Here is a 23,330-nt window from a genome sequence, read left to right as displayed (position 1 = left end):
CTTCCTGGAGATCGGCCCCGACGCGGTCCTGACCGCCATGGCCGCCGACACCCTGCCCGACGACACCACGCGGTGTGTCCCGCTGCTGCGCCGGGCCCGGCCCGAACAGCCCGAAGCCCTCACCGCCCTGGCCCGCCTCTGGGCCCACGGACACACCGTCGACTGGACCGCCCCGCACACCGGCAGCCCCGCCCGCCACGTCGACCTGCCCACCTACCCCTTCCAGCGTCGGCGCTACTGGATCGACGGCTACTCCCCGTTCGGCGCGGCCTCGGGCGGTGGCGACCATCCGCTGCTCGGCGCGGCCGTCGTCCTCGCCGAGACCGACACCCTGGTCTTCGGCGGGAAGCTCTCCACCCGCACCCAGCCCTGGCTGGCCGACCACACCATCGGCGACACCGTGCTGTTCCCCGGCACCGGGTTCGTGGAGATGGCCGTCGCCGCCGGTGACCAGGCGGGCTGCCCGGTGCTCGCGGAGATGACGCTGGAGACGCCGCTGGTGCTCCCGGAGCGCGGTGCCGTCCACACCCAGCTCGTGGTGCGGGCCCCCGACGACTCGGGCCACCGCACCTTCACCGTCCACTCGCGTGCTGACGGCACCGTGGACGAGGCGCCCTGGGTGCGGCACGCCTCGGGTGTGCTCGCCACCGCGGCGCCGGCCGCCTGGGACGGCACGGAGTTCGCCGTCTGGCCTCCGGCAGGCGCGGTGCCGGTGCCGGTCGAGGGGGTGTACGAGCGGTTCGCCGAGGGCGGCCTGTCGTACGGCCCCGTCTTCCGCGGCCTGTGCGGCGCCTGGCGGCTCGGTGACGACGTGTTCGCCGAGGTCGCGCTGCCGGACGGCGTGGCCGTCGACGGGTTCGGCGTGCACCCGGCGGTGCTCGACGCGGCGCTGCACGCCGTGGCGCTCAGCGGCGCGGGGGAGCGGGCCGGGCTGCCGTTCGCCTGGACGGGCGTGGAACTGTTCGCCACGGGTGCCACGGCACTGCGGGTGCGGGTGCGCCCGCTGGGCCAGGGCGCGGAGTCCGGCGCCGGGGCGGTGTCGCTCGCGGTGGTGGATGCCGCCGGGCAGCCGGTGGCGTCGGTGGAGCGGCTGGACGTACGGCCCATCTCCGAAGAGCAACTGGCGCGGGCGCGGACCGAGTTCATCGAGTCCCTCTACCGGGTGGACTGGACCCCGCTGCCCGCCGTCGCCGACGCCGCCGGCACCGGGAAGTGGGTGGTGGCCGGCAGCGGTGCCGCCGCGTGGTCGGAGGCACTGGCCACGGTGGTGGGCAGCACGGCGGTGGTGCCGGAGGTCGAGGACGCGGGCGACGCGGACATCGTCGTCCTGCCGGTCCTCGGCACCCCTGTCACCACCGACGCCACCGACGCCGCGGGCGCCGTGCGCGAGCTGACGCACCGGACGCTCGCCGGCCTCCAGACCTGGCTGGCGGACGACCGGTTCGCCGCCGCGACGCTGGTGGTCGTCACCCAGGGCGCGGTGCCCGCCGCCGACGGGGATGTCACCGACCTCGCGGCCGCCACCGTGAGCGGGCTCGTACGGTCCGCGCAGATGGAGCACCCCGGCCGGATCGTGCTGGCCGACGTGGACGGCACCGACGCCTCGCTCGCCGCCCTGCCGGCGGCGGTCCGCTGCCAGGAGCCGCACGTCTCGCTCCGCGGCGGCGCCTTGACGGTCCCGAGGCTGGCCCGCGTCCCCGCCGTCCCCGCCTTTGCCGGACCGGAGGAGCGGGCCTGGGACCCGGAGGGCACCGTGCTGGTGACCGGCGCGACCGGCGCCCTGGGTGCCCTGGTCGCGCGCCACCTGGTAGCCGAGCACGGCGTCCGCCGCCTGCTGCTGACCAGCAGGCGGGGCCAGGACGCGCCGGGCGCCGCCGAGCTGCGCGCGGAACTGACCGAGCGCGGCGCGCACGTCACGCTCGCCGCCTGTGACGCCGCCGACCGGTCCCAGCTGGCCGGCCTGCTGGCGACGGTCCCCGCCGAGCACCCGCTGACCGCGGTCGTGCACGTCGCGGGAGTGCTCGACGACGGCGTCATCGGCTCGCTGACCCCGGAGCGCCTGGACCGGGTCCTGCGGCCCAAGGCCGACGCCGCCTGGAACCTGCACGAACTGACCCGCGACCTCGACCTGTCGGCGTTCGTGCTCTTCTCCTCCATCGCCGGCGCGCTCGGCGTCCCGGGACAGGGCAACTACGCCGCCGCCAACTCCTTCCTCGACGCCCTGGCCCAGCACCGGCGCGCCCACGGCCTGGCGGCCACCTCGCTGGCCTGGGGCCTGTGGGCGGACGACGGCGGCATGGCCGGCCGGCTGAGCGGCACCGACACCCATCGCATGACCCGCTCCGGCGCGGGCGCGCTCACCGCCGAGCAGGGCCTCGCCCTCTTCGACACCGCCGTCCTCGGCACGGAGCGCACCGGCGCCCCCGCCGACGCGCTCCTCGTCCCCGTCGCGCTGGACGTACGGGCCATGGCGCAGGGCGGCGACAGGGACCTGCCGCCGCTCTTCCGCGGCCTGGTCCGGGTGCCGGGGCGCCGCGCCTCCCAGGCCGTCGCGGCGGCGCCCGCCGGCCCGCAGGGGCTGCGCGCCCGCCTCGCCGGGACGCCCGCGGCCGAACGGATGGACCTGCTCATCGAGGAGGTGCGCGGACACGTCGGAGCGGTGCTCGGCCACGCCGACGCCGAGGGGGTCGACGCCGACCGGTCCTTCAGCGACCTGGGCTTCGACTCGCTGTCCGCCGTGGAGTTCCGCAACCGCCTGGGCGCGGCGACCGGGCTGCGCCTCCCGGCCGCGCTCATCTTCGACTACCCGAGCGTCCGGGCCGCGGCGGGCCACCTGTGGGAGGAACTCGCCGCCGGTGCCGGGGAAGACGCGGACGGCACGGACGGCGACTCGGCCGAGGCCCGCGTCCGCGGCGCCCTCGCGGCCATCCCGCTGTCCCGGCTGCGGGAGGCGGGACTCATGGAGAGCCTGCTGGAACTCGCGGGGATCGCGGCGGACGCCTCGGCCACCGGGGACGCGGACGCCACCGACTCCATCGACGCCATGGACGCCGACGCACTGATCAGCATGGTGCTCGCGGACTCCGGCCCCGGCGGCGGCACCGAGGGGGAGGGCGACGCGGACGACGCGTACGGATACGACCAGGACGAGTTCGACGTCAACGACACGACGTGGGAGAAGTGACACCGCCATGACCGAGACCACTCGTCCGGGCCGGGCAGCCCAGCCACCCGGGCCCGATGGGTCCGGCGCGAAGCTCGTCGACGCGCTGCGGGCATCAGTCAAGGAGACCGAGCGGCTGCGCGAGCAGAACCGCAAACTGACCGCCGCCGCGCGGGAACCCCTCGCCATCGTCGGGATGGCGTGCCGCTACCCCGGCGGGGTCCGCTCCCCCGAGGACCTGTGGCGACTGGTCACCGAAGGGGGCGACGCCATCACCGAGTTCCCCGCCGACCGCGGCTGGGACCTCGACACCCTCTACGACCCCGACCCGGAGCACGACGGCACGACGTACTCCCGGCACGGCGGGTTCCTCCACGACGCGGGGGACTTCGACCCCGCCTTCTTCGGCGTGGCGCCGCGCGAGGCCCCCGCGATCGACCCCCAGCAGCGGCTCCTGCTGGAGGTCGCCTGGGAGGCGCTGGAGCACGCCCGGCTGGTGCCGGGCCGACTGCGCGGCAGCCGCACCGGCGTCTTCGCCGGGGTGATGTACCACGACTACATCAACAGCTACGGCAGCGGCAGCGTCGTCCCCGGCCGGGTCTCCTACACCTTCGGCTTCGAGGGCCCCGCGGTGACGGTGGACACGGCGTGCTCCTCGTCGCTGGTGGCGCTGCACCTGGCGGCCCAGGCGCTGCGCAACGGCGAGTGCTCGCTCGCGCTCGCCGCGGGCGTCACGGTGATGTCCACGCCGGGGACGTTCGTCGACTTCAGCAGGCAGCGCGGGCTCGCCGCCGACGGCCGGTGCAAGTCGTTCGCCGAGGCCGCGGACGGCACCGGCTTCTCCGAGGGCGTCGGCGTGCTGGCCCTGGAGCGGCTCTCCGACGCCCGGCGCAACGGACACCGGGTACTCGCCTTGGTGCGCGGCTCCGCCGTGAACCAGGACGGCGCCAGCAACGGCCTCACCGCCCCGAACGGGCCCGCCCAGCAGCGCGTCATCCGGGCCGCGCTGGCGAACGCCCGGCTCTCGGCCGACCAGGTCGACGCAGTGGAGGCGCACGGCACGGGCACCGTCCTCGGCGACCCGATCGAGGCCCAGGCCCTGCTGGCCACCTACGGCCGCGACCGCGCGGCCGGCCGGCCGCTGTGGCTCGGCTCCATCAAGTCGAACATCGGCCACACCCAGGCCGCCGCGGGCGTCGCCGGCGTCATCAAGATGGTCATGGCCATGCGCCACGGCGTCCTGCCCCGCACCCTGCACGTGGACCAGCCGTCGTCCAAGGTGGACTGGTCGGCGGGCCGGGTCGAGCTGCTGACCGAGGCCAGGCCGTGGGAGAGCGACAGGCCGCGGCGCGCCGCCGTCTCCTCCTTCGGCATCAGCGGCACCAACGCCCATGTCATCCTGGAGCAGGCCCCGGGCGCCGGGGCGGCACAGGAGGACGGCCCCGCGCGGAAGGGCACCCGCACGCCGGTGCTCTGGCCGATATCCGGCGCCACCGCCCAGGCCCTGCGCGACCAGGCCGCGGCCCTGCGCGCCCGTATCGAGGACCCCGCGGCCCCCTCGCTCGCCGACCTCGGCTACTCCCTCGCCACCACCCGCGCCCACCTCGACCACCGCGCCGTCGTCACCGCCGCCGACGCCGCCGAACTCACCACCGCCCTCACCGCCCTCACCGACGACGCCCCCGCGCCGAACCTCGCCCGTGCCACCGCCCATACGAGCGGCAAGACCGCCTTCCTGTTCACGGGCCAGGGGGCCCAGCGCGTCGGCATGGGCGCCGGACTCGCCGCCGCCTACCCCGTCTTCGCGCAGGCCCTGGACGAGGTGTGCGCGCACCTCGACCCGCTGCTGCCGCGCCCGCTGAAGGACGTACTGTTCGCGGCCGAGGGCACGGCGGAGGCCGCGCTGCTGGACCGCACCGAGTACGCCCAGCCCGCCCTCTTCGCCGTCGAGGTCGCCCTGTTCCGGCTGGTGGAGTCCTGGGGCGTGCGCCCGGACGTGCTGGCCGGGCACTCCATCGGCGAGATCGGCGCCGCCTGCGCGGCCGGGGTGTTCTCCCTCGCCGACGCGGCGGCCCTGGTGGCGGCGCGGGGCCGGCTGATGCAGGCCCTGCCGGACGGCGGTGTGATGGCCGCCGTGCAGGCCACCGAGGACGAGGTGCGCGCCCTGCTGGACGGGGTGGACGACGCCGCCGTCGCCGCCGTCAACGGCCCCCGCTCCCTCGTGGTCTCCGGCGCCGCCGCCTCGGTGGAGGCGGTCGTGGCGGCCGTGAAGACACAGGGCGGCAAGACCTCCCGGCTGAAGGTCTCCCACGCCTTCCACTCGCCCCTGATGGAGCCGATGCTCGCGGAGTTCGAGGAGGTGGTGAGCGGCCTGGCCTTCCACGAACCCTCCCTCCCCGTCGTCTCCACCGTCACCGGAGACCTCGCCGACCTCGCCGCCCCCCGGTACTGGGTCACCCACGTCCGGGAGACGGTCCGCTTCGCCGACGCGGTGCGGTCCGCCGGGGCGCGGGGCGTCACTCGCTTCGTGGAGATCGGCCCCGACGCGGTGCTTTCCGGTCTCGTCCAGCCCAGCCTGAGCCCCGAGGACGCCGAGCGGGCCACCGTGGTGCCTTTGATGCGCAAGAACCGTGCCGAGGCCGGCACCCTCCTCGCCGGAGTGGGACTGCTGCACGCCGCCGGGGCCGGGGTGGACTGGCAGGCGCTCTACGAGCACAGCGGCGCACGGGCGGTGGACCTGCCCACCTACGCCTTCCAGCACCGCCGTTACTGGACCGTCTCACCCGCGCTCTTCGGCGGGGCCGTGCCGGACGCGCTCGAACCTGCGGCCGTCAGCGAGCCCTCCGACGGCTTCGCGGCCGGCAGGCTCCGCGCCCGGCTGGACGCGCTCCCCGAGCCCGAGCGGGAGAAGCTGCTGACCGAGGTCGTCATGGAGCACGTGGCCGTGGTCCTCGGCCATGACTCCGCGGAAGCACTCGCCCCGGAACGCGGCTTCCTCGAAGTGGGCGTCGACTCGCTGTCCGCGGTGCGACTGCGCGAGAACCTCCGGCGGGCCACCGGCCTGGAGATCCCCGCCGCCGCGGTCTTCGACCTCGGCACACCGGTCCGCCTCGCCGCACACCTCGCCACCGAACTGCGCTCCGCGCCACCGGTGGAAGCGCCCGGAACCCCCGCACCGGCCGCCGCCGCACCGGCCCGCGTGCCGGAGGCCGTCGGCGAGCTGTTCCGAGCCGCTGTCCGCGACGGCAAGATGGTCGAGGGAATGGCCCTGCTGGGCGCCGTGGCGGAGCTGCGCCCCGCCTTCACGACGGCCGCCGAGGCCGGTGACGTCAGCCCGCCGGTGCGGCTGGCCAAGGGCCCCGAGAGCCCCATGCTCATCTGCTTCCCGTCCCCGATGGCGCTCGCCGGAGCCCAGCAGTACGCGCGGCTCGCCGCGGGCTTCCGGGACGTGCGCGACGTGCATGTCGTCGCCCCGCCCGGCTTCGTGGACGGCGAACCGCTGCCCGTGTCGGTGGACGCCATCGTCGACCACTTCGCGAGGAGCGTGCGGGAGCTGGCGGGCGACACGCCCTTCGTCCTGGCCGGCTACTCCTCCGGCGGCCAGTTCGCGCACGCCACCGCCGGCCGACTGGAAGGCGACGGTGCGCCGCCCGCGGGGGTCGTGCTGCTCGACACCTACCTCCCCCTCGACGGCGACGACGAGCGGGCCACCGGTGCCGCCGACGCAGGCGACGGGCTGTGGGCCCGCATGCTGGACGGAATGATGGCGCGCGAGGACCACTTCGGCGTGTTCTCCACCACCCGGCTGTCGGCGATGGGCCGGTACGGCACCCTCATGCGGCAGTGCGCTCCCGAGGAGATCACGGCACCCGTCCTGTTCGTACGGCCAACGGAGTCGTTCGTCGACGAGAGGGAGGGGACCGGCGGATCCGCGGCCGCCACCGGGGCCGAGGACGACAGCTGGCGCTCCTCCTGGCCGGCCCCGCACACCCTGCGCGAGGTGCGGGGGAATCATTTCACCCTGCTGGAGAGTTCGGCCCGGGCCACCGCCGGGACCGTCGAGGAGTGGCTGCGCTCTCTCCGGGGCGGCGGTTCGTCCTGACCACCGCGCCCCGCGGGGCCGGGCGGATGGTTCGCCGGTCAGTGCGGAGGGGCGCGGCGCCGCCGCCAAGAGCCCTGGCGGGGCCTGGCGGGGCCTGGCGGTGAGCTCGTCGATCCGCCGGGCCCCCGGCCGGGCCCCTGACCGCCGCGCCGTGGTACGGCGACACCGTGACCGGGCAGGAGCGCGAGCCCCGCCGGCCGCCTGAGGAACCGGGCGCCGGCACGCCGTCCCGGGCCGAGTTTCTCGGCCATTGCGGTCCCGTATGCCGTCCCGAAGCGTATCCGGGCCCCAGGCGCGGAAACGCCGGCCTCCGGATACCCGGCGGGACTACGGTGACCAGCGCATTCCGCGGGCTGCCGACCGTATCCGCGCGCCGCCTGCCCCGGTCGGCCGCGGACGTAATCCCGCCTCCGCGCTCGCGGATCCGCCCGGAAAACCCCGGTCTGCCACCCGACCGAAAACCGGCTTCTATACCGCCGAGTAGGACGCTCTTTCAGCCACCCCTGCCACGCCAGGACAACGACAACACCCAGCTCAAGACACCAATCGCCGCTAGAGTGCCAATCCCGGCCATGTGATCAAGACACCTTCGGACATTCAAATCCGTTTGCTATCTTTACCTCTCCCGAGGGGATATGGACGTGTACGGGGGATGGTATGGAAACACGGCCAACGACGCAGCTTGTCGACCGCGAGCGTGAACTGGTCGCGCTCACCGCTTTGCTCAGCGACTCCGCGGGAGGGCGGAGTGGTATCGCTCTGGTCAGTGGACCGACGGGCAGCGGAAAGACGCAGTTAATCCAGACTTTCTGTAAACAAGCGGAGGCGACCGGTGCGACCGTACTGACCGCGGCCGCCTCTCCGGCGGAGCAGGACGTCTCGCTCGGTGTGATGGACCAGCTCTTCAGGAGCGAGGAGCTGCCGCTGGAGCTGCGGGACCGGGTCAGCGAGCTGCTGACGGAGGAGCTGTCCGCCAGCCGGGGCCGCGATCCCATCCTGGCGAGCCAGCCGAGCATCACGGTGGCCCACGGGCTGCGGTCGGTCCTGCTGGAGCTCGGCAGACGCGGGCCCGTCGTCCTGAGCATCGACGACCTCCAGTTCGCGGACGGCCCGTCCTTGCAGATGCTGCTGTTCCTCCAGCGCAGGACGAAGGCGTCGCGCACGCTGCTGCTGCTCGCCGAGGAGTCCACGACCCGCTCGCCGCACCCGGTGTTCCACGCGGAGCTGTTCCGGCAGCCCAACTGCCGCAAGATCCGCCTGCGGATGCTCTCCCGCGCCAGCACCCGCGCCGTGATCGCGGCGAGACTCGGCCCGGCCAAGGCGGTCGAGCTGACCGACACCTACCACGAGGCGTCGGGCGGCAGTCCGCTCTTCCTGTCCGCGCTGCTCGACGACTACGAGGCGGCCCACCGCACGACCGCCGGCGACCACCGGAACGAACCGTCCATCCCCGACGAGGCGTTCCGCAACGCGCTGACGGGATGCCTGTTCCTGGCGAGCCCCGCGGTGCTCGACGTCGCGCGCACCGTGGCCGCGGCGGGCGAGGTCATGCCCTCGGCGTCCATCGCCCACATCCTCGGCCGGAACACCGCCACCGTCGAGCACGCGGTCGCCACGCTCACCGCCACCGGCCTCCTGAACGCCGGCCGGTTCCGCCACCCCACGGCGCGTACGGCCATCCTGGAGCAGGTGCCCCCGGACCGGCGGCAAGAGCTGCACCTGCGGGTCGCGACCGTGCTCCAGAACGAGGGCACGCCGCCCGTGGCCGTCGCCGATCAGCTTCTCGCGGCGGGCAAGGCCCCCGAGAGCTGGATGATCAGCGTGCTGAGGGACGCGGCCCGCGCCGGACTGGCCGCGGGCCGGACGGAGACGGCCGGCGAATATCTCAGGCTCGCGCTCACGTACGGCACGAACAGCCGCCAGCTCGCCGCGCTCATCGCGGACCGTACGCGCATCGACTGGCGGAAGTCACCCCTGCGCGCGATGCGCCACACCACCTGGCTCAAGGACGCGCTGCGCCGCGGGCACCTGTCGGGGCAGGACTCCGGCCTGCTGATCCACAACCTGCTCTGGCACGGCCGGTACGCCGAGGCGCGCGAGTCGCTGGCGCTGTGGGAGAAGAACGAGGCGGAAGACCACGGCGCCCCCTCGGAGGAGCTGTCGGCCTTCCACTGCTGGGTCGCGTACACGCATCCCTCGCTGACCCCCGCCACCGGGAACGCCCCGGGGGCCGGGGGAGCGGCGGACCCGGCGGGGGCCGCGGGCGGCCGGCCGGGGAACGGGGCGACGGCCACGGACGTCCGGGCCGCCGTCGAGCCGGTGGGGTCGCTGGGCCGCAAGGCGATCACCGAGCTGGCCCGGCTGCTCGGCCAGGGCGTCGACGACGACACGGTGACGTCCGCGGAAGGCGTCCTGCACAGCGTCAGCCTGGACGACGACAGCCTCGTACCGCTCCACACGGCGCTGCTCACCCTGCTCTACGCCGACCGCCCCGACAAGGCGGCGGCCTGGTCGGAGGAGCTGCTGAAGGTCGCGGCGGCGCACGGGTCGGCGTCCTGGCAGGCGCTGTTCGCGGCGGTCCGCGCGGAGGCGGCGCTCCGGCAGGGGGACATGGCGACGGCCGTTCGGTACGGGGAGGCCGCGCTGAGGCACCTCCCTCCCACCGGCTGGGGGGTGGCGCTCGGCGGCACGCTGGCCATCCTGATCCTGGCCAACACCTACATGGGGCGGCACGAACAGGCAGTGGAGTACATACGGCTGCCGGTGCCGGACACGCTCTTCGAGGGCCGGTACGGGCTGCCCTACCTCTACGCGCGCGGGCAGTTCCACCTGTCGCGGAACAGGCCCACCGCCGCGCTGACCGATTTCGAGAGCTGCGGGCGGCTGATGGACGCCTGGGACCTCGACCTGCCGTCATTCGTGCCCTGGCGCGGCGGCGCGGCGGAAGCGGCGCTGGCCCTCGGGCAGCACGGGAAGGCGCGGTCCCTCATCGAGGACCAGGCGAGCCGCACCGGCACACATCTGCCGAGCACCAGGGGCGCCTCACTGCGCGTGCTGGCCGCGACATCGGACCTGAAGGAGCGCCCGGCGCTGCTGCACCAGGCGATCCGGCTGCTCCACCCGGACATCAGCCGGTTCGAGCTGGCCCGCGCGCTGTCCGATCTCAGCGACGCCCACCGGCAGTCGGGCGATGACGGCCAGGCCAGAACGCTGGCGGACAACGCGGCGGAGATGCTGCGGTCGTGCTCCGCCGCCGCGGAGTGGGAGCGGCCCTCGCCGGTACCGGCGCCCGCGCGCCCGCCGCTGCCCGCGGCGGCGACCGGAGAAACGCAGGCCGGGCCCGACGGCGCCGAGCTGCTGACGGAAGCGGAGCGACGGGTCGCCGAGCTCGCCGCACTGGGCTCCACCAACCGGGCGATCGGCCGCAAACTGTACATCACGACCAGCACCGTGGAGCAGCATCTCACGCGCGTCTACCGGAAGCTGAGCGTCAGCCGACGGGCGGACCTGGCGGAGCGGCTCAACATCGTCTCGCCGGACGACGCCGAATCGGCCTGATCCCGCGAGGCCCCGTCCCCGCGGGCCCTGACCGCCGGCCGGGGGCCCGCCGCCGCGGGTCCCGTCGGCCGCGGGCGGGGCCTATGGCCCGTAGCTCCACTCCAGATAGCACTCGATCTCGTCGGCGGCACGTCGCGCGCCTCCCGCACGGCGCACCCGCCGTTGGAACTCCCGGACGGAGCGGGTGATGTCGGGGTCCTCCACGACGGCGGCGACGGCGTCGGCCAGCGCGGCGAAGTCGGCGTCCTCGGGGGCGACCTGGACGCCGAGGCCGAGTTCGGTGACCCGGTCGGCCACCGCGCGCTGCCAGCGCGACGTCGGCACGAGGACCAGCGGGGTGTTGAAGTACAGCGACTCTATGACGTTGTTCGGATCCGCGTGGCAGACGACCGCTGCCGCCCGGCGCAGCACCACGGCCTGGGGCACGTTCTCGTGGACCTCCACGACGGAGGGCTGCCCGCCTTCCGGGAACAGGGTCTCCGGATCACCGTCCGCCGCGATCACCAGATGGAACGGTTTCTCGGCGAAGGCGGCGGCACAGCCGTGGAGGAAATTTTGGGGATCTCCGGTGAATGTATGGTCGAGGGTGAGGAACACGATGGGCCGGTCCGTGGCCGGCGGCACCCACCGTTCGGCCATCGTGCGCTCGGGTATGCAGGGCCCGACGAAAACCACGTGGCCGTCGAAGTGGTCACTGTCGGCCTGGAACTCCGGGGGCAGGAGCACTATCGACAGGGGTTCGGGCTTCGTATGGAAGTCGCGCGGGGATATACCGGCCTTTCCCGCCGGCGAGAGGAACCGGAGAAGCCGCTCTCGGACGCGGGCGGGCAGGGTTTCGACGCAGGCGGCGCTGTCGGCGTCCGGCATCGCCCGGGGCGCTTCGTCGCCGCCGACGACCATGTCGCCGTGGGCGAACGACGGGAGTATCTGCACGGCGGGCCGGTTCCAGCGGCTCGTCAGGAGGCGGGCGGTGATCCGCGCCGACGCGTCGTAGAGCACCAGGTCGGGTATGTCGTCGACGAGTGCGGCGTGGATGTCCTCGGCGCAGTCGAGGGTGTCCGCGACCGAGACGGGGTCGGCCGTGCCGCCGCACGCCCAGGTGTCCACCTCCAGACCGTAGGTGGGGCAGGACTCGTGCACGAGGACGTCGACGCCGGCGGCGACGGCGCGCGGGGCGAAGTCCCGGGTCGTCACGTAGGTGATCCGGTGTCCGCGGCGGCGCAGTTCCTGGGCGATCGGCAGCGTCGAGCGGGTCCGCCGCTCGGCTGGGGCATTCAGGATGACGATGCTGTAGCGCGGCGTGGGGAATTCGTCAGTCATGACGACGTCCTCCCCTGCCCATGGCCACCGCGGCGCGGATGGTTGTCGGCTCACGCACTATCGGATCGCATCCTGTGATCGGGCGCCGGGGCTTATCCCGCACAAGGCGCCACGCGAACGTTCGCACTCTTACAATCGAATGCTTCGACTGTAATCGACGGCCCACGGAACGACATACCCCCTCACCCCCCTAAGGGGGTGCGTATTGGCGCATTCTCGCCAGCTTTCCCGGCTTATTCGGTCGAGTCCCGCCGGAAACGTTTACCGGACTTCGAGAGGTGATGCCGTCCCGATTCGGGGGACAGCATGCCGGTCGGTGCGCTATCCGAATGTATCGTGCGATACCCGCAAGGAGCGGGCCGGCCGGCTCCGGGAGCGTGGCGCCGGGGAACGGATGCGGCCCCGCCGGCCACCCCCCGCCGGCGATCACCCTCGGTTACTATGGTCACTTCATGCCGGAGGCGGACGCCAGGTGCGCGACGGCCGTTCACGAGCTTGCTGGAGAGACAGGGAGGACCGCATGTCAGTCGGGACTCCCCGGTCCCTTCCCGGGGGCGGCGACGGGACAGGCCCGTGCGGGGCACCCGTGAGCGCGTCCGTGGGCCGCGAGGACGAAGAGGCGGGTGGCCTGGGAAAGTGCTGAGAGAGGTCACCGCGACCCGCTACATCGAGCCTCTCCGCACCGGCGGCTCCGTCCCCGGTGTCGTCGAGGCCGACGACCTGGGTACGTACGTCGTCAAGTTCACGGGCTCCGCGCAGGGCCGCAAGGCGCTGGTCGCCGAGATGATCGTGGGGGAGCTGGCGCGGGCGCTCGGGCTGCGCGTGCCCGAGCTGGTCCTGGCCCGCTTCGACCCGGCGCTCGGCGCGCACGAGCCGCACCAGGAGGTGCGGGACCTGCTGCACGCCAGCGCGGGACTCAACCTCGGCATGGACTACCTGCCGGGCGCCCGGGACTTCACGCCCGAGGTGGCGAAGTCGTTCCCGGTCGGCTCCCTGGAGGCGGGCCGGATCGTCTGGCTGGACGCCCTCACCGTCAACGTCGACCGCACGGTCCACAGCTCCAACCTCATGGTCTGGCCCACCCTCGGCACGGCGCCGGCCCGCCTGTGGCTGATCGACCACGGGGCGGCCCTCGTCTTCCACCACCGCTGGGACACCTCCGCGCCGGAGAAGTCCTACGACTTCCGCCACCACGCCCTCGGCCACTGCGCGCCGGACGTACGGGCCGCCGACGCCGAGCTGGCACCGAAGGTCACCGACACGCTCCTGCGGCAGGTCGTCGCCGAGGTGCCCGACGCCTGGCTGGAGGGAGAGCCGGGGTTCGCGACGCCGGACGAGGTGCGCGGCGCGTACGTCGACTACCTGTCCGCGCGCGTGAAGGCGTCCGGCGAGTGGCTGCCCACGGACTTCCCCAGCCGTGAGGAGCTCGCCGCCGAGGAGGCGCGCCGCGCGGCGCGGACCCGGCAGGGCCGGCCGGACTGGCTGAAGCGGGTCCCCGACCTGCACGGCAAGCCGGCCGCGGAACAGGATTGGTCGGTGCACCTGGGATGACGGACGCGCGGACGGACGTACGGCGGGTCGAGATCGAGTACTGCACCCGGTGCCGCTGGCTGCCGCGGGCGGCCTGGCTGGCGCAGGAGCTGCTGACCACGTTCGAGGCCGAACTGACGGAGCTCGCGCTCAAGCCCGGAACGGGCGGGGTCTTCGTCGTCCGGGTGAACGGGGAGGTGGTCTGGGACCGCCGTGAGCAGGGCTTCCCGGAGCCCACGGCCGTGAAGCGGGCGGTGCGCGACCGGATCGCGCCGGGGAAGTCCCTCGGCCACGCGGACCGCGCGGACGCCTGACGCACGCGCCCCCGGTGCTGTGCGGTACCGGAGGCGCGGGCGGCTGGGCGCGGGGGATCAGCCCTTGAGCTGCTCGTACGCCGGCAGGGTGAGGAAGTCGGCGTAGTCCTCGTCGAGGGAGACCTTCAGCAGCAGGTCGTGGGCCTCCTGCCAGTGGCCGGCCGCGAACGCCTCGTCGCCGATCTCGGCGCGGACGGCGTCCAGCTCCTTGGCGGCGACCTCGCGGGCCAGGTCGGCGGTGACCTTCTCGCCGTTGTCGAGGACGACCCCGGCGTTGATCCACTGCCAGATCTGCGAGCGGGAGATCTCGGCGGTGGCCGCGTCCTCCATCAGGTTGAAGATGGCGACGGCGCCGAGGCCCCGCAGCCACGCCTCGATGTACCGGATGCCCACCTGCACGGCGTTGACCAGGCCCGCGTACGTCGGCTTGGCGTCGAGCGCGTCGATGGCGATCAGGTCGGCGGCCTTGACGTCGACGTCCTCGCGCAGCCGGTCCTTCTGGTTCGGCTTGTCGCCCAGGACCTTGTCGAAGGACTCCATGGCGATCGGCACCAGGTCGGGGTGGGCGACCCAGGAGCCGTCGAAACCGTCGTTCGCCTCGCGGTCCTTGTCGGCGCGGACCTTCTCGAAGGCGACCTTGTTCACCTCGGGGTCCTTGCGGGACGGGATGAACGCGGCCATGCCGCCGATGGCGTGCGCGCCGCGCTTGTGGCAGGTGCGCACGAGGAGTTCGGTGTACGCCCGCATGAACGGGGCGGTCATCGTCACCGCGTTGCGGTCCGGCAGGACGAACTTGGCGCCGCCGTCACGGAAGTTCTTGACGATGGAGAACAGGTAGTCCCAGCGGCCCGCGTTCAGCCCGGCGGCGTGGTCGCGCAGCTCGTAGAGGATTTCCTCCATCTCGTACGCCGCCGTGATCGTCTCGATCAGGACGGTGGCGCGGACGGTGCCCTGCGGGATGCCGACGTAGTCCTGGGCGAAGACGAAGATCTCGTTCCAGAGGCGGGCCTCCAGGTGCGACTCCGTCTTCGGCAGGTAGAAGTACGGGCCCTTGCCCAGGTCCAGCAGGCGCTGGGCGTTGTGGAAGAAGTACAGGCCGAAGTCGACCAGGGCGCCGGGGACCGGCACCCCGCGCTCGTCGACCAGGTGCCGCTCGTTCAGGTGCCAGCCGCGCGGGCGCATGACGACGGTCGCCAGCTCCTCGTCGGGCCGCAGGGCGTAGGACTTGCCGGTCCGCTCGTCCGTGAAGTCGATCTCGCGCTTGTAGGCGTCGATCAGGTTGAGCTGGCCGAGGACGACGTTCTCCCAGGTGGGCGCCGAGGCGTCCTCGAAGTCCGCGAGCCAGACCCTGGCGCCCGAGTTGAGGGCGTTGATGGTCATCTTGCGGTCGGTCGGGCCGGTGATCTCGACGCGGCGGTCCTGAAGGGCGGCCGGGGCGGGGGCCACCTTCCAGGAGTCGTCCTCGCGGACCGAGGCGGTCTCCGGGAGGAAGTCGAGCGTGGAGGTGCGGGCGATCTCGGCGCGGCGCTCCGCGCGGCGGGTGAGGAGCTCGTCACGCCGGGGCGTGAACCGTCGGTGCAGCTCTGCCACGAAGGCGAGCGCAGCCTCGGTGAGGACCTCCTCCTGCCGGGGCAGGGGCTCGGCGTCGACGATGGCCAGCGGGGACGGCGCTGGTGCGGACATGAGCTGTCACTTCCTTCAGCGAGCTTCGTGGCACGGGGTGTCAGGGGCCCGGACAGGGCGGTCGGCGCCCCGCAGAGCGGTCGGGCGCTTCTGAACAGTGGATAGTAGTTTCCTCATGGTGGAAGTTCAATGGTTTGTTGATGTCGAGATTCTCTGAATCGAGGGAAGGTGGCGCAGGGTGCCACGCTCCTCACTCAAGGTGGACCAGGTCCTCCTCGGTGTCGATGTCATAGGGCCGGGCCACATCCCCGCACTCGACGAGCGCGACCGACTCCTCGTGCTCCTTCAGGTAGGCGCGTGCCCCCCGGTCCCCGGTCGCAGTCGCGGCGATGCCGTCCCAGTGCGCCGCACCGAAGAGCACGGGGTGCCCGCGCACCCCCGCGTACGCGGCCGAGACCAGCGACGTCTCGTCCCGGTAGGCGGCCCGTACCCGCGCCACCGCCTCCGGGCCGATGCCGGGCTGGTCCACGAGCGACACCAGCGCCGCCCGCGCCCCGGTCCCGGCCAGTGAGGCGAGCCCCGCCCGCAGCGACGTCCCCATTCCCCGCTCCCACGCGGGGTTGTCCACGAGCACGCATCCGTCGAGCGCGGCGCGTCGGCGTACCGCGTCGGCGCGCGCCCCCAGCACCACGTGCACACGGGAGCATCCGGCGGTCCGCAGGGCGGCGACCGCGTGTTCGACAAGGAGTCGCCCCCGGTGTTCCAGCAGCGCCTTCGGGCGGCCGCCGAGCCGTCGTCCGCCCCCGGCGGCGAGGAGCAGCCCGGCGACCTGGTCTTCGTTGTCCGTCATGGCTCCTGCATACCCGACCGTGCGCCGGGCGGGAGGACGCGGCGCAACCCGGCAGGGTGAGCGCCCGGTTTCGTGAGGCTGAATTTCGGTCCTCACGGTGGCGCGTCGCCTGCCGGGTGGCGTTTACTGACCCGCGTCCCCCGCGCCCGCCCAGCGCTTTGGGGGGCGCGCGGCGCAAGGACGGCGTGGAGGCGCACAACGGCGTGCGAGGGGGAGGGGCTGTGTTGCGGAGCGTCGAACAGGGGTCGGAGCAGAGGCAGGTCGCCGCCGGCGGCGGCGAGGACGTGAGGGTGGCGGAGCTGCGGACCGCCGTGTCCCGGTTACGCCGTCAGCTCGCGGCACTCCCGGCCGAGTTCCCCGACCGGGTCATCGCCGAGGAGGAGCTCGCTGCCCTCGCCGCGATGGCGGCGCACGGCGTCCCCGAGGTGCCGCGGCTGCGCCGCTCCCTGCTGCTGATCGCCGGGGCGATCGGTTCCGTCAGCGCTCTGTCGAGGGGACTGACCGACGTCCGCCACGCCGTGGAGCTGTTCGGGGAGCCGCCGCGACGGCGCTGAGGCGGCGCTGAGACGGCGGCGGACGGCTGCCGGCCGGCGGGGGCGGGGTCCCGGGCCAGTGTCCGCGAGGGCCCCGCGAACCGTGGTCGTCGACCTCCGTCGCCGGCCTGGCGCGAGGGCGGTCAACGGGGGCGCGGGAGCCCGCCGGTGCGAGGCTGGTTCAGGCCGCGCGTGAGGCCGACGGCGCGGCCGGCCCCCGGGGCGCGCGGCCGCCGCCCGGACCCGGGGAGGACGTGCGGCCCGGCCGCCGGATCACCGCGGCGCGCGGGCCGCCGCCCTGGGCCTCAGCCGGCCGGGTTGCCGTTCGAGGTGATGAGGGCCTCCGACAGCTCGGCCGCCACCTGCTGGAGCACCGGCACGATCTTCTCCGTCGCCGCCTCCGTGACACGGCCGGCCGGCCCGGAGATCGAGATGGCCGCGGCGGTGGGGGAGTCGGGTACGGGGACGGCCAGGCAGCGGACGCCGATCTCCTGCTCGTTGTCGTCGATCGCGTACCCCTGCCGCCGCACGTCCTCCAGCGCCGCCAGGAACCCCTCCGGCGTGGTGATCGTCTTGTCGGTCGCGGCGGGCATGCCGGTCCGGGCGAGCAGCGCCCGCACCTCCTCCGGCGGGAAGCCGGACAGCAGCGCCTTGCCGACGCCGGTGGAGTGCGGCAGGACGCGCCGGCCGACCTCGGTGAACATGCGCATCGAGTGCTTGGACGGCACCTGGGCGACGTACACGATCTCGTCACCGTCGAGCAGCGCCATGTTCGCCGTCTCGCCGGTCTCCTCCACCAGGCGGGCCAGGTAGGGGCGCGCCCAGGTGCCCAGCAGCCGGGAGGCCGACTCGCCGAGCCGGATCAGGCGCGGGCCGAGCGCGTAGCGGCGGTTGGGCTGCTGGCGTACGTAACCGCAGGCCACCAGGGTGCGCATCAGGCGGTGGATGGTGGGCAGCGGAAGACCGCTGCTCGCGGACAGTTCGCTCAGGCCGACCTCCCCGCCCGCGTCCGCCATCCGTTCGAGCAGGTCGAAGGCGCGCTCCAGGGACTGGACGCCACCGCTGGCGGAGGACCTGGCGGTGTCGGTGGTGCTGGCGCTGGACGTCGGCACGGCGCGTTCCTTTCGGGGCTGGCGGAGGGCAGAAGCCTACCCGGCAGACGGTTGACTCCCCGCTTGTACATAGCTACGTTCTGCTTGCCGGAATTCTAATTCCGCTTTGTGGAAACGTCCAGGGGTTGTTCCTGCCGGCGTGCCCGCGAAAAGTGTGCCCTTGACGGGGCCGAAGAGGGAGTGAAGACTCCTTCAACAGAACGTTGAAATCCGTTGTGTGACGGTTGATCCCGTTTCCCGTGAGGGATCCCGGCGGCAGACCGCCCGGGGGCGGACCCGGCAGACCAACGGCGGCAAGAGAGGGGTTCGGGTGTCCGACGCTGAACTGGTGCTGCGCTCGACGCGTGTCATCACTCCCGAGGGGACGCGCGCCGCTTCGGTCCACGTGACCGGAGGGACGATCACGGCCGTGCTGCCGTACGACGCACCCGTCCCGGACGGCGCCCGCCTGGAGGACGTCGGCGACCACGTCGTCCTGCCCGGCCTGGTCGACACCCACGTGCACGTCAACGACCCCGGCCGCACCGAGTGGGAGGGCTTCTGGACCGCCACCCGCGCCGCGGCGGCCGGCGGCATCACCACCCTCGTCGACATGCCGCTGAACTCGCTCCCGCCCACCACGACGGTCGACAACCTGCGCGTCAAGCGGAAGGTGGCCGCCGACAAGGCCCACATCGACGTCGGCTTCTGGGGCGGCGCCCTGCCCGACAACGTGGCGGACCTGCGTCCGCTGCACGAGGCCGGCGTCTTCGGCTTCAAGTGCTTCCTGTCGCCGTCGGGCGTGGACGAGTTCCCGCACCTGGACCAGGAGCAGCTCGCCCGGTCGATGGCCGAGATCGCCTCCTTCGGCGGCCTGCTCATCGTGCACGCCGAGGACCCGCACCACCTCGCCGCCGCCCCGCAGCAGGGCGGCCCCAAGTACGCCCACTTCCTCGCCAGCCGCCCGCGCGACGCCGAGGACACGGCCATCGCCAGCCTGATCGCGCAGGCGAAGCGGTTCGACGCGCGCGTGCACATCCTCCACCTCTCCTCCAGCGACGCGCTGCCGCTGATCGCCGAGGCCCGGGCCGAGGGCGTCCGCGTCACCGTGGAGACCTGCCCGCACTACCTCGCCCTCACCGCCGAGGAAGTACCGGACGGAGCCAGCGAGTTCAAGTGCTGCCCGCCCATCCGCGAGGCCGCCAACCAGGATCTGCTGTGGCAGGCGCTGGCCGACGGCACCATCGACTGCGTCGTCACCGACCACTCGCCCTCCACGCCCGACCTGAAGACGGACGACTTCGCCACCGCTTGGGGCGGCATCTCCGGCCTCCAGCTCAGCCTGGCGGCGGTGTGGACCGCGGCCCGCAAGCGCGGGCACTCCCTGGAGGACGTCGTGCGCTGGATGTCGACCGCCACCGCCGGGCTGGTGGGCCTGGACCGCAAGGGCGCCATCGAGCCGGGCCGCGACGCCGACTTCGCCGTCGTCGCCCCCGACGAGACCTTCACCGTCGACCCGGCGGCCCTCCAGCACCGCAACCGCGTCACCGCCTACGCGGGCCGCACCCTGCACGGCGTCGTCAAGTCCACCTGGCTGCGCGGTGAGCGCATCGTGGCGGACGGCGCCTTCACCGAGCCGAAGGGGCGGCTTCTGACCCGGACGCCCTGAGCGCACCCGCCGGCGTCCCTCCCGACCATCCGCATCCGCGAACGCACCGACTCCCGAAAGGCAGGACCTGATCACCGTGACGGCGATTCCCAGCTTCACCGGCGACGCGAACCCCTACGGAGGCGGTGACCCGTACGCGGACTACCGCACCGCCGACCTCCCCTTCACCCAGTACGCCAACCTCGCCGACCGCCGGCTCGGCGCCGGTGTGATCGCCGCCAACGACGAGTTCTTCGCCCAGCGCGAGAACCTGCTGGTGCCCGAGCGCGCCGAGTTCGACCCCGAGCACTTCGGGCACAAGGGCAAGGTCATGGACGGCTGGGAGACCCGCCGGCGCCGCGGCGTGTCCGCCGAGCACCCCTGGCCGACCGAGGACGACCACGACTGGGCGCTGGTCCGCCTCGGCGCGCCCGGCGTGATCCGCGGCATCGTCGTCGACACCGCCCACTTCCGCGGCAACTACCCGCAGGCGGTCTCCGTCGAGGGCACCTGCGTCCCGGGCTCCCCGTCGCCCGAGGAACTCCTCGCCGACGACGTGAAGTGGACGACGCTCGTCCCGCGCACCGCGATCGGCGGCCACGCGGCGAACGGCTTCGCCGTCGAGGCCGAGCAGCGCTTCACCCACCTGCGCCTCAACCAGCACCCCGACGGCGGCATAGCCCGCCTGCGCGTGTACGGCGAGGTCGTCCCCGACCCGAAGTGGCTCGCGGCGCTCGGCACCTTCGACGTGGTCGCCCTGGAGAACGGCGGCCAGGTCGAGGACGCCTCCAACCTCTTCTACTCGCCCGCCACCAACACCATCCAGCCGGGCCGCTCCCGCAAGATGGACGACGGCTGGGAGACCCGCCGCCGCCGCGACCAGGGCAACGACTGGATCCGCTACCGGCTGGTGGACCGCTCGCAGATCCGCGCCATCGAGATCGACACCGCCTACCTCAAGGGCAACTCGGCCGGCTGGGCGTCGGTGTCGGTCAAGGACGGTGAGGACGGCGAGTGGCGCGAGGTGCTCCCGCGCACCCGGATGCAGCCCGACACCAACCACCGCTTCGTCCTGCCGGAGCCGGCCGTCGGCACCCACGCGCGCGTGGACATCTTCCCCGACGGGGGCATCTCCCGCCTGCGCCTGTTCGGCTCGCTGACCGAGGACGGCGCGGCCCGCCTCGCCGCCCGCCACCAGGAACTGGGCGGCTGACCCACCCCGACCCGCGGGGCGCCCCGGCCTGACAGCACCGGGGCGCCCCGCGCGCCTCACCTCACCCCGCGGCGGCTCGTGCCGCGCGCGGGCTCATGCCGCCTGACCGCCGTCCACGGCGAACTCCGCGCCCGTCACATACGTGGCCCCGGCCAGGTACGCGACGAGCGACGCCACCTCGTCGGCCGACCCGTACCGGCCCAGCGCGGTCATCGCCGCCTGGCCCTCCGCCCAGGGGCTGTCCGCCGGGTTCATGTCGGTGTCGATCGGGCCCGGATGCACGATGTTCGCCGTGATCCCGCGCGGGCCCAGCTCCCGGGCCAGCGCCTTGGTGAGGCCCACCAGGGCGGCTTTGCTCATCGCGTACAGCGTCCCGCCGGGGCCCGGCACCCGCAGGGTTATGCAACTGCCCACGGTGATGATCCGGCCGCCCTCCGCCATCCGCGCCGCGGCGGCCTGCGAGGCGAGGAAGACCCCGCGCACGTTGACCGCGAGGACCCGGTCGACATCGGTGAGCGACAGGCTCTCCAGCGGACCCATCAGTCCCACGCCCGCGTTGTTCACCAGGATGTCCAGACGGCCCCCGAACGCCGCCGCCGTCCGCTCCACGGCGCCCGCCGCCTCGCCCGCGTCGGCGGAGTCCGCGCGCAGCGCGACCGCCCGGCGCCCCAGCGCCTCGACGGCCCGTACGACGTCCTCGGCCGCGTCCTTCCCGTTGACGTAGGTCACGGCCACGTCCGCGCCCTGACGGGCCAGCCGCAGCGCCGTCGCCGCGCCGATGCCCCGGCTGCCGCCGGTGACGAGGGCGGCCTTGCCGGCGAGGTCCTCGCGGACGGCCGCCTGAGCGTCTTCTTGGTGGTGCACGTAAGAGTTCATGCGCCCATTCCAGCGGCCGCCGGGCCCGGCGCGCTAGCGGTGAACGGACGTGGACGCCCGTCCGCACGGGCATGCACGCCCCGCCGACGGCCACCGGCCCCGGCCGCACCCGGCCGCACGGACGGAACTCCCGGCCCGCCCTCCCGCGTTCTCCCGTCGTGACACTTCGGCAAGAGATCGTCGGCAACGCCATGCAGATGGCGGTCGTCCGCCTGCGTCCCGGGCAGACCGTGTACTGCGAGGCCGGCAAGTTCCTGTTCAAGACGGCGAACGTGACGATGGAGACCCGCCTGAGCGGCCCGTCGAACGGCGGCGCGCGGCAGTCCGCGTCCGGCGCGGGCGGCCTGCTGCGCCAGGCCATGGGCACCGCCATGCAGGTCGGCCAGCGCGTCCTGGCCGGGGAGTCGCCGGCCTTGCAGTACTTCACCGCCCAGGGCGACGAGGGCACCGTCGGCTTCGCGGGCGTGCTGCCCGGCGAGATGCGGGCTCTGGAACTGGACGGCACGCGCGCGTGGTTCGCCGAGAAGGACGCCTTCGTCGCCGCCGAGTCCACCGTCGACTTCGGCATCGCCTTCCAGGGCGGGCGCACCGGCACGAGCGGCGGCGAGGGCTTCGTCCTGGAGAAGTTCACCGGGCACGGCACGGTGATCATCGCGGGCGCCGGCAACTTCATCGACCTCGACCCCGCCGACTTCGGCGGCCGCATCGAGGTCGACACCGGCTGCGTCGTCGCCTTCGAGGAGGGCATCCGGTACGGCGTCCAGCGCGTCGGCGGCCTCAACCGCCAGGGCCTGATGAACGCCGTCTTCGGCGGCGAGGGCCTGTCCCTGGCCGCCCTGGAGGGCCAGGGCCGCGTGATCCTCCAGTCCCTGACCATCGAGAGCCTGGCCAACGCCCTGAAGAAGGCCCAGGGCGGCGACAAGCAGGGCCCGGCCGGCGGACTGTTCTCCACACACGCCGGGTGAGGGGCCGCCCGGGTGCCGGGCCGGGGCGGCAGGTTAACCGCCCGCGAACACACGGGAGTTGGGGTGAACTTCTGTCGCTTGTCGTTGACATGACAGCGTCTACGCGCGTCATCATGACGCCATGAGATTCCCCCCACGCGCCACTCGGATCGGCGCCGCAGCCGCCCTCCTGGCCGCCCTCCTCACGGGCGGCACCGTCTCCGCGACCACGGCCGCCGCCGCCCCCGCGGCGGTCGGCAGCATCTGCTACAGCGCCCTGCCCTCCCAGGCCCACGACACGCTCGACCTGATCGAGCAGGGCGGGCCCTTCCCGTACCGGCAGGACGGCACGGTCTTCCAGAACCGGGAAGGCATCCTGCCCTCCCAGCCGACGGGCTACTACCACGAGTACACCGTGATCACGCCCGGTTCCTCCACGCGCGGCGCGCGCCGCATCGTCACGGGTGAGGAGTACCGGGAGGACTACTACACCGCCGACCACTACGCCTCGTTCGACCTGGTGAAGTACGGCTGCTGAGCGCCGCCGCACCGCCCGGCCCCGCGG

15 protein-coding genes are annotated in these 23,330 nt (G+C 73.6%); 10 read left to right on the top strand and 5 right to left on the bottom strand.

What is annotated here, in order from left to right; all coding sequences use genetic code 11:
* From AB0L74_RS26510 to AB0L74_RS26500, 3 genes are all read left to right on the top strand, one after another.
* Nucleotides 1-3,184: type I polyketide synthase (locus AB0L74_RS26510; protein ID WP_365657319.1), on the top strand; the 3,184-nt coding region annotated here is incomplete at its 5' end.
* 7 nt (nt 3,185-3,191) lie between these two features.
* A complete protein-coding gene (locus AB0L74_RS26505; RefSeq protein WP_365657316.1) occupies nt 3,192-7,265 on the top strand; it encodes a beta-ketoacyl synthase N-terminal-like domain-containing protein in 4,074 nt (1,357 codons plus the stop codon).
* A gap of 657 nt (nt 7,266-7,922) precedes the next feature.
* The gene (locus AB0L74_RS26500) at nt 7,923-10,823 is read left to right on the top strand and encodes an AAA family ATPase (protein WP_365657313.1); all 2,901 of its coding nucleotides are present in this window, start codon (nt 7,923-7,925) and stop codon (nt 10,821-10,823) included.
* Between the two features lie 81 nt (nt 10,824-10,904).
* On the opposite strand, the gene AB0L74_RS26495 is transcribed toward AB0L74_RS26500, so the two are convergent.
* Complete coding sequence (locus AB0L74_RS26495; RefSeq protein WP_365657310.1) at nt 10,905-12,143, bottom strand: nucleotide disphospho-sugar-binding domain-containing protein; 1,239 nt, start codon at nt 12,141-12,143, stop codon at nt 10,905-10,907.
* 636 nt (nt 12,144-12,779) lie between these two features.
* Between AB0L74_RS26495 and AB0L74_RS26490 the strand changes: the two genes are divergently transcribed.
* Together AB0L74_RS26490 and AB0L74_RS26485 are read left to right on the top strand one after the other, a co-directional pair.
* Nucleotides 12,780-13,694: a HipA family kinase gene (locus tag AB0L74_RS26490; protein ID WP_365657307.1), complete on the top strand. Its 915-nt coding sequence runs from the start codon at nt 12,780-12,782 to the stop codon at nt 13,692-13,694.
* Nucleotides 13,691-13,987 carry a SelT/SelW/SelH family protein gene (locus AB0L74_RS26485; protein ID WP_365657304.1) on the top strand — a complete coding sequence of 99 codons (297 nt, stop codon included), beginning with the start codon at nt 13,691-13,693 and terminating at the stop codon, nt 13,985-13,987. Before AB0L74_RS26490 ends, AB0L74_RS26485 begins: the two co-directional genes overlap by 4 nt.
* A gap of 57 nt (nt 13,988-14,044) precedes the next feature.
* On the opposite strand, the gene aceB is transcribed toward AB0L74_RS26485, so the two are convergent.
* A complete protein-coding gene (gene aceB / locus AB0L74_RS26480) occupies nt 14,045-15,670 on the bottom strand; it encodes a malate synthase A (protein WP_365657301.1) in 1,626 nt (541 codons plus the stop codon).
* Between the two features lie 190 nt (nt 15,671-15,860).
* Nucleotides 15,861-16,460 (bottom strand): nucleotidyltransferase family protein, encoded by a 600-nt coding sequence (locus tag AB0L74_RS26475; RefSeq protein WP_365657298.1) that lies wholly within the window; start codon nt 16,458-16,460, stop codon nt 15,861-15,863.
* A gap of 224 nt (nt 16,461-16,684) precedes the next feature.
* On the opposite strand from AB0L74_RS26475, the gene AB0L74_RS26470 reads away from it, so the two are divergent.
* A complete protein-coding gene (locus AB0L74_RS26470) occupies nt 16,685-17,014 on the top strand; it encodes a DUF5955 family protein (RefSeq protein WP_365657295.1) in 330 nt (109 codons plus the stop codon).
* A 284-nt stretch (nt 17,015-17,298) separates the two neighbouring features.
* Here AB0L74_RS26470 and AB0L74_RS26465 read toward each other — a convergent pair whose 3' ends face one another.
* Nucleotides 17,299-18,105, bottom strand: a complete 807-nt coding sequence (locus tag AB0L74_RS26465) for an IclR family transcriptional regulator (protein WP_365657292.1) — start codon at nt 18,103-18,105, stop codon at nt 17,299-17,301.
* A gap of 310 nt (nt 18,106-18,415) precedes the next feature.
* Between AB0L74_RS26465 and allB the strand changes: the two genes are divergently transcribed.
* Entirely contained in the window at nt 18,416-19,753 is a 1,338-nt protein-coding gene (gene allB / locus AB0L74_RS26460; RefSeq protein WP_365657289.1) for an allantoinase AllB, read from the top strand.
* Nucleotides 19,754-19,829: 76 nt separating this feature from the next.
* Nucleotides 19,830-20,945 (top strand): allantoicase, encoded by a 1,116-nt coding sequence (gene alc, locus AB0L74_RS26455; RefSeq protein WP_365657286.1) that lies wholly within the window; start codon nt 19,830-19,832, stop codon nt 20,943-20,945.
* Nucleotides 20,946-21,038: 93 nt separating this feature from the next.
* Here the strand turns inward: alc and AB0L74_RS26450 are convergent, their stop codons facing one another.
* Nucleotides 21,039-21,821, bottom strand: coding sequence for an SDR family oxidoreductase (locus tag AB0L74_RS26450; protein WP_365657283.1), 783 nt, complete (start codon nt 21,819-21,821; stop codon nt 21,039-21,041).
* Between the two features lie 158 nt (nt 21,822-21,979).
* On the opposite strand from AB0L74_RS26450, the gene AB0L74_RS26445 reads away from it, so the two are divergent.
* Nucleotides 21,980-22,786, top strand: coding sequence for an AIM24 family protein (locus tag AB0L74_RS26445; RefSeq protein WP_365657280.1), 807 nt, complete (start codon nt 21,980-21,982; stop codon nt 22,784-22,786).
* Between the two features lie 121 nt (nt 22,787-22,907).
* Nucleotides 22,908-23,303, top strand: a complete 396-nt coding sequence (locus AB0L74_RS26440) for a ribonuclease domain-containing protein (protein ID WP_365657277.1) — start codon at nt 22,908-22,910, stop codon at nt 23,301-23,303.
* Nucleotides 23,304-23,330: the final 27 nt, after the last annotated feature.

It is taken from the genome of Streptomyces sp. NPDC052020 (assembly GCF_040680575.1).
In the GTDB taxonomy this organism is placed as follows: Bacteria; Actinomycetota; Actinomycetes; order Streptomycetales; family Streptomycetaceae; genus Streptomyces.
Note: the sequence above shows the minus strand (reverse complement) of the source record. Positions and strands in the feature narration are given on the sequence as shown.

Coding starts and splice junctions, on each gene's coding strand:
- AB0L74_RS26505 (WP_365657316.1), top strand. CDS start 3,192: ATGACCGAGACCACTCGTCCGGGCCGGGCAGCCCAGCCACCCGGGCCC.
- AB0L74_RS26500 (WP_365657313.1), top strand. CDS start 7,923: ATGGAAACACGGCCAACGACGCAGCTTGTCGACCGCGAGCGTGAACTG.
- AB0L74_RS26495 (WP_365657310.1), bottom strand. CDS start 12,143: ATGACTGACGAATTCCCCACGCCGCGCTACAGCATCGTCATCCTGAAT.
- aceB (WP_365657301.1), bottom strand. CDS start 15,670: ATGTCCGCACCAGCGCCGTCCCCGCTGGCCATCGTCGACGCCGAGCCC.
- AB0L74_RS26440 (WP_365657277.1), top strand. CDS start 22,908: ATGAGATTCCCCCCACGCGCCACTCGGATCGGCGCCGCAGCCGCCCTC.
- AB0L74_RS26450 (WP_365657283.1), bottom strand. CDS start 21,821: ATGAACTCTTACGTGCACCACCAAGAAGACGCTCAGGCGGCCGTCCGC.
- AB0L74_RS26475 (WP_365657298.1), bottom strand. CDS start 16,460: ATGACGGACAACGAAGACCAGGTCGCCGGGCTGCTCCTCGCCGCCGGG.
- AB0L74_RS26485 (WP_365657304.1), top strand. CDS start 13,691: ATGACGGACGCGCGGACGGACGTACGGCGGGTCGAGATCGAGTACTGC.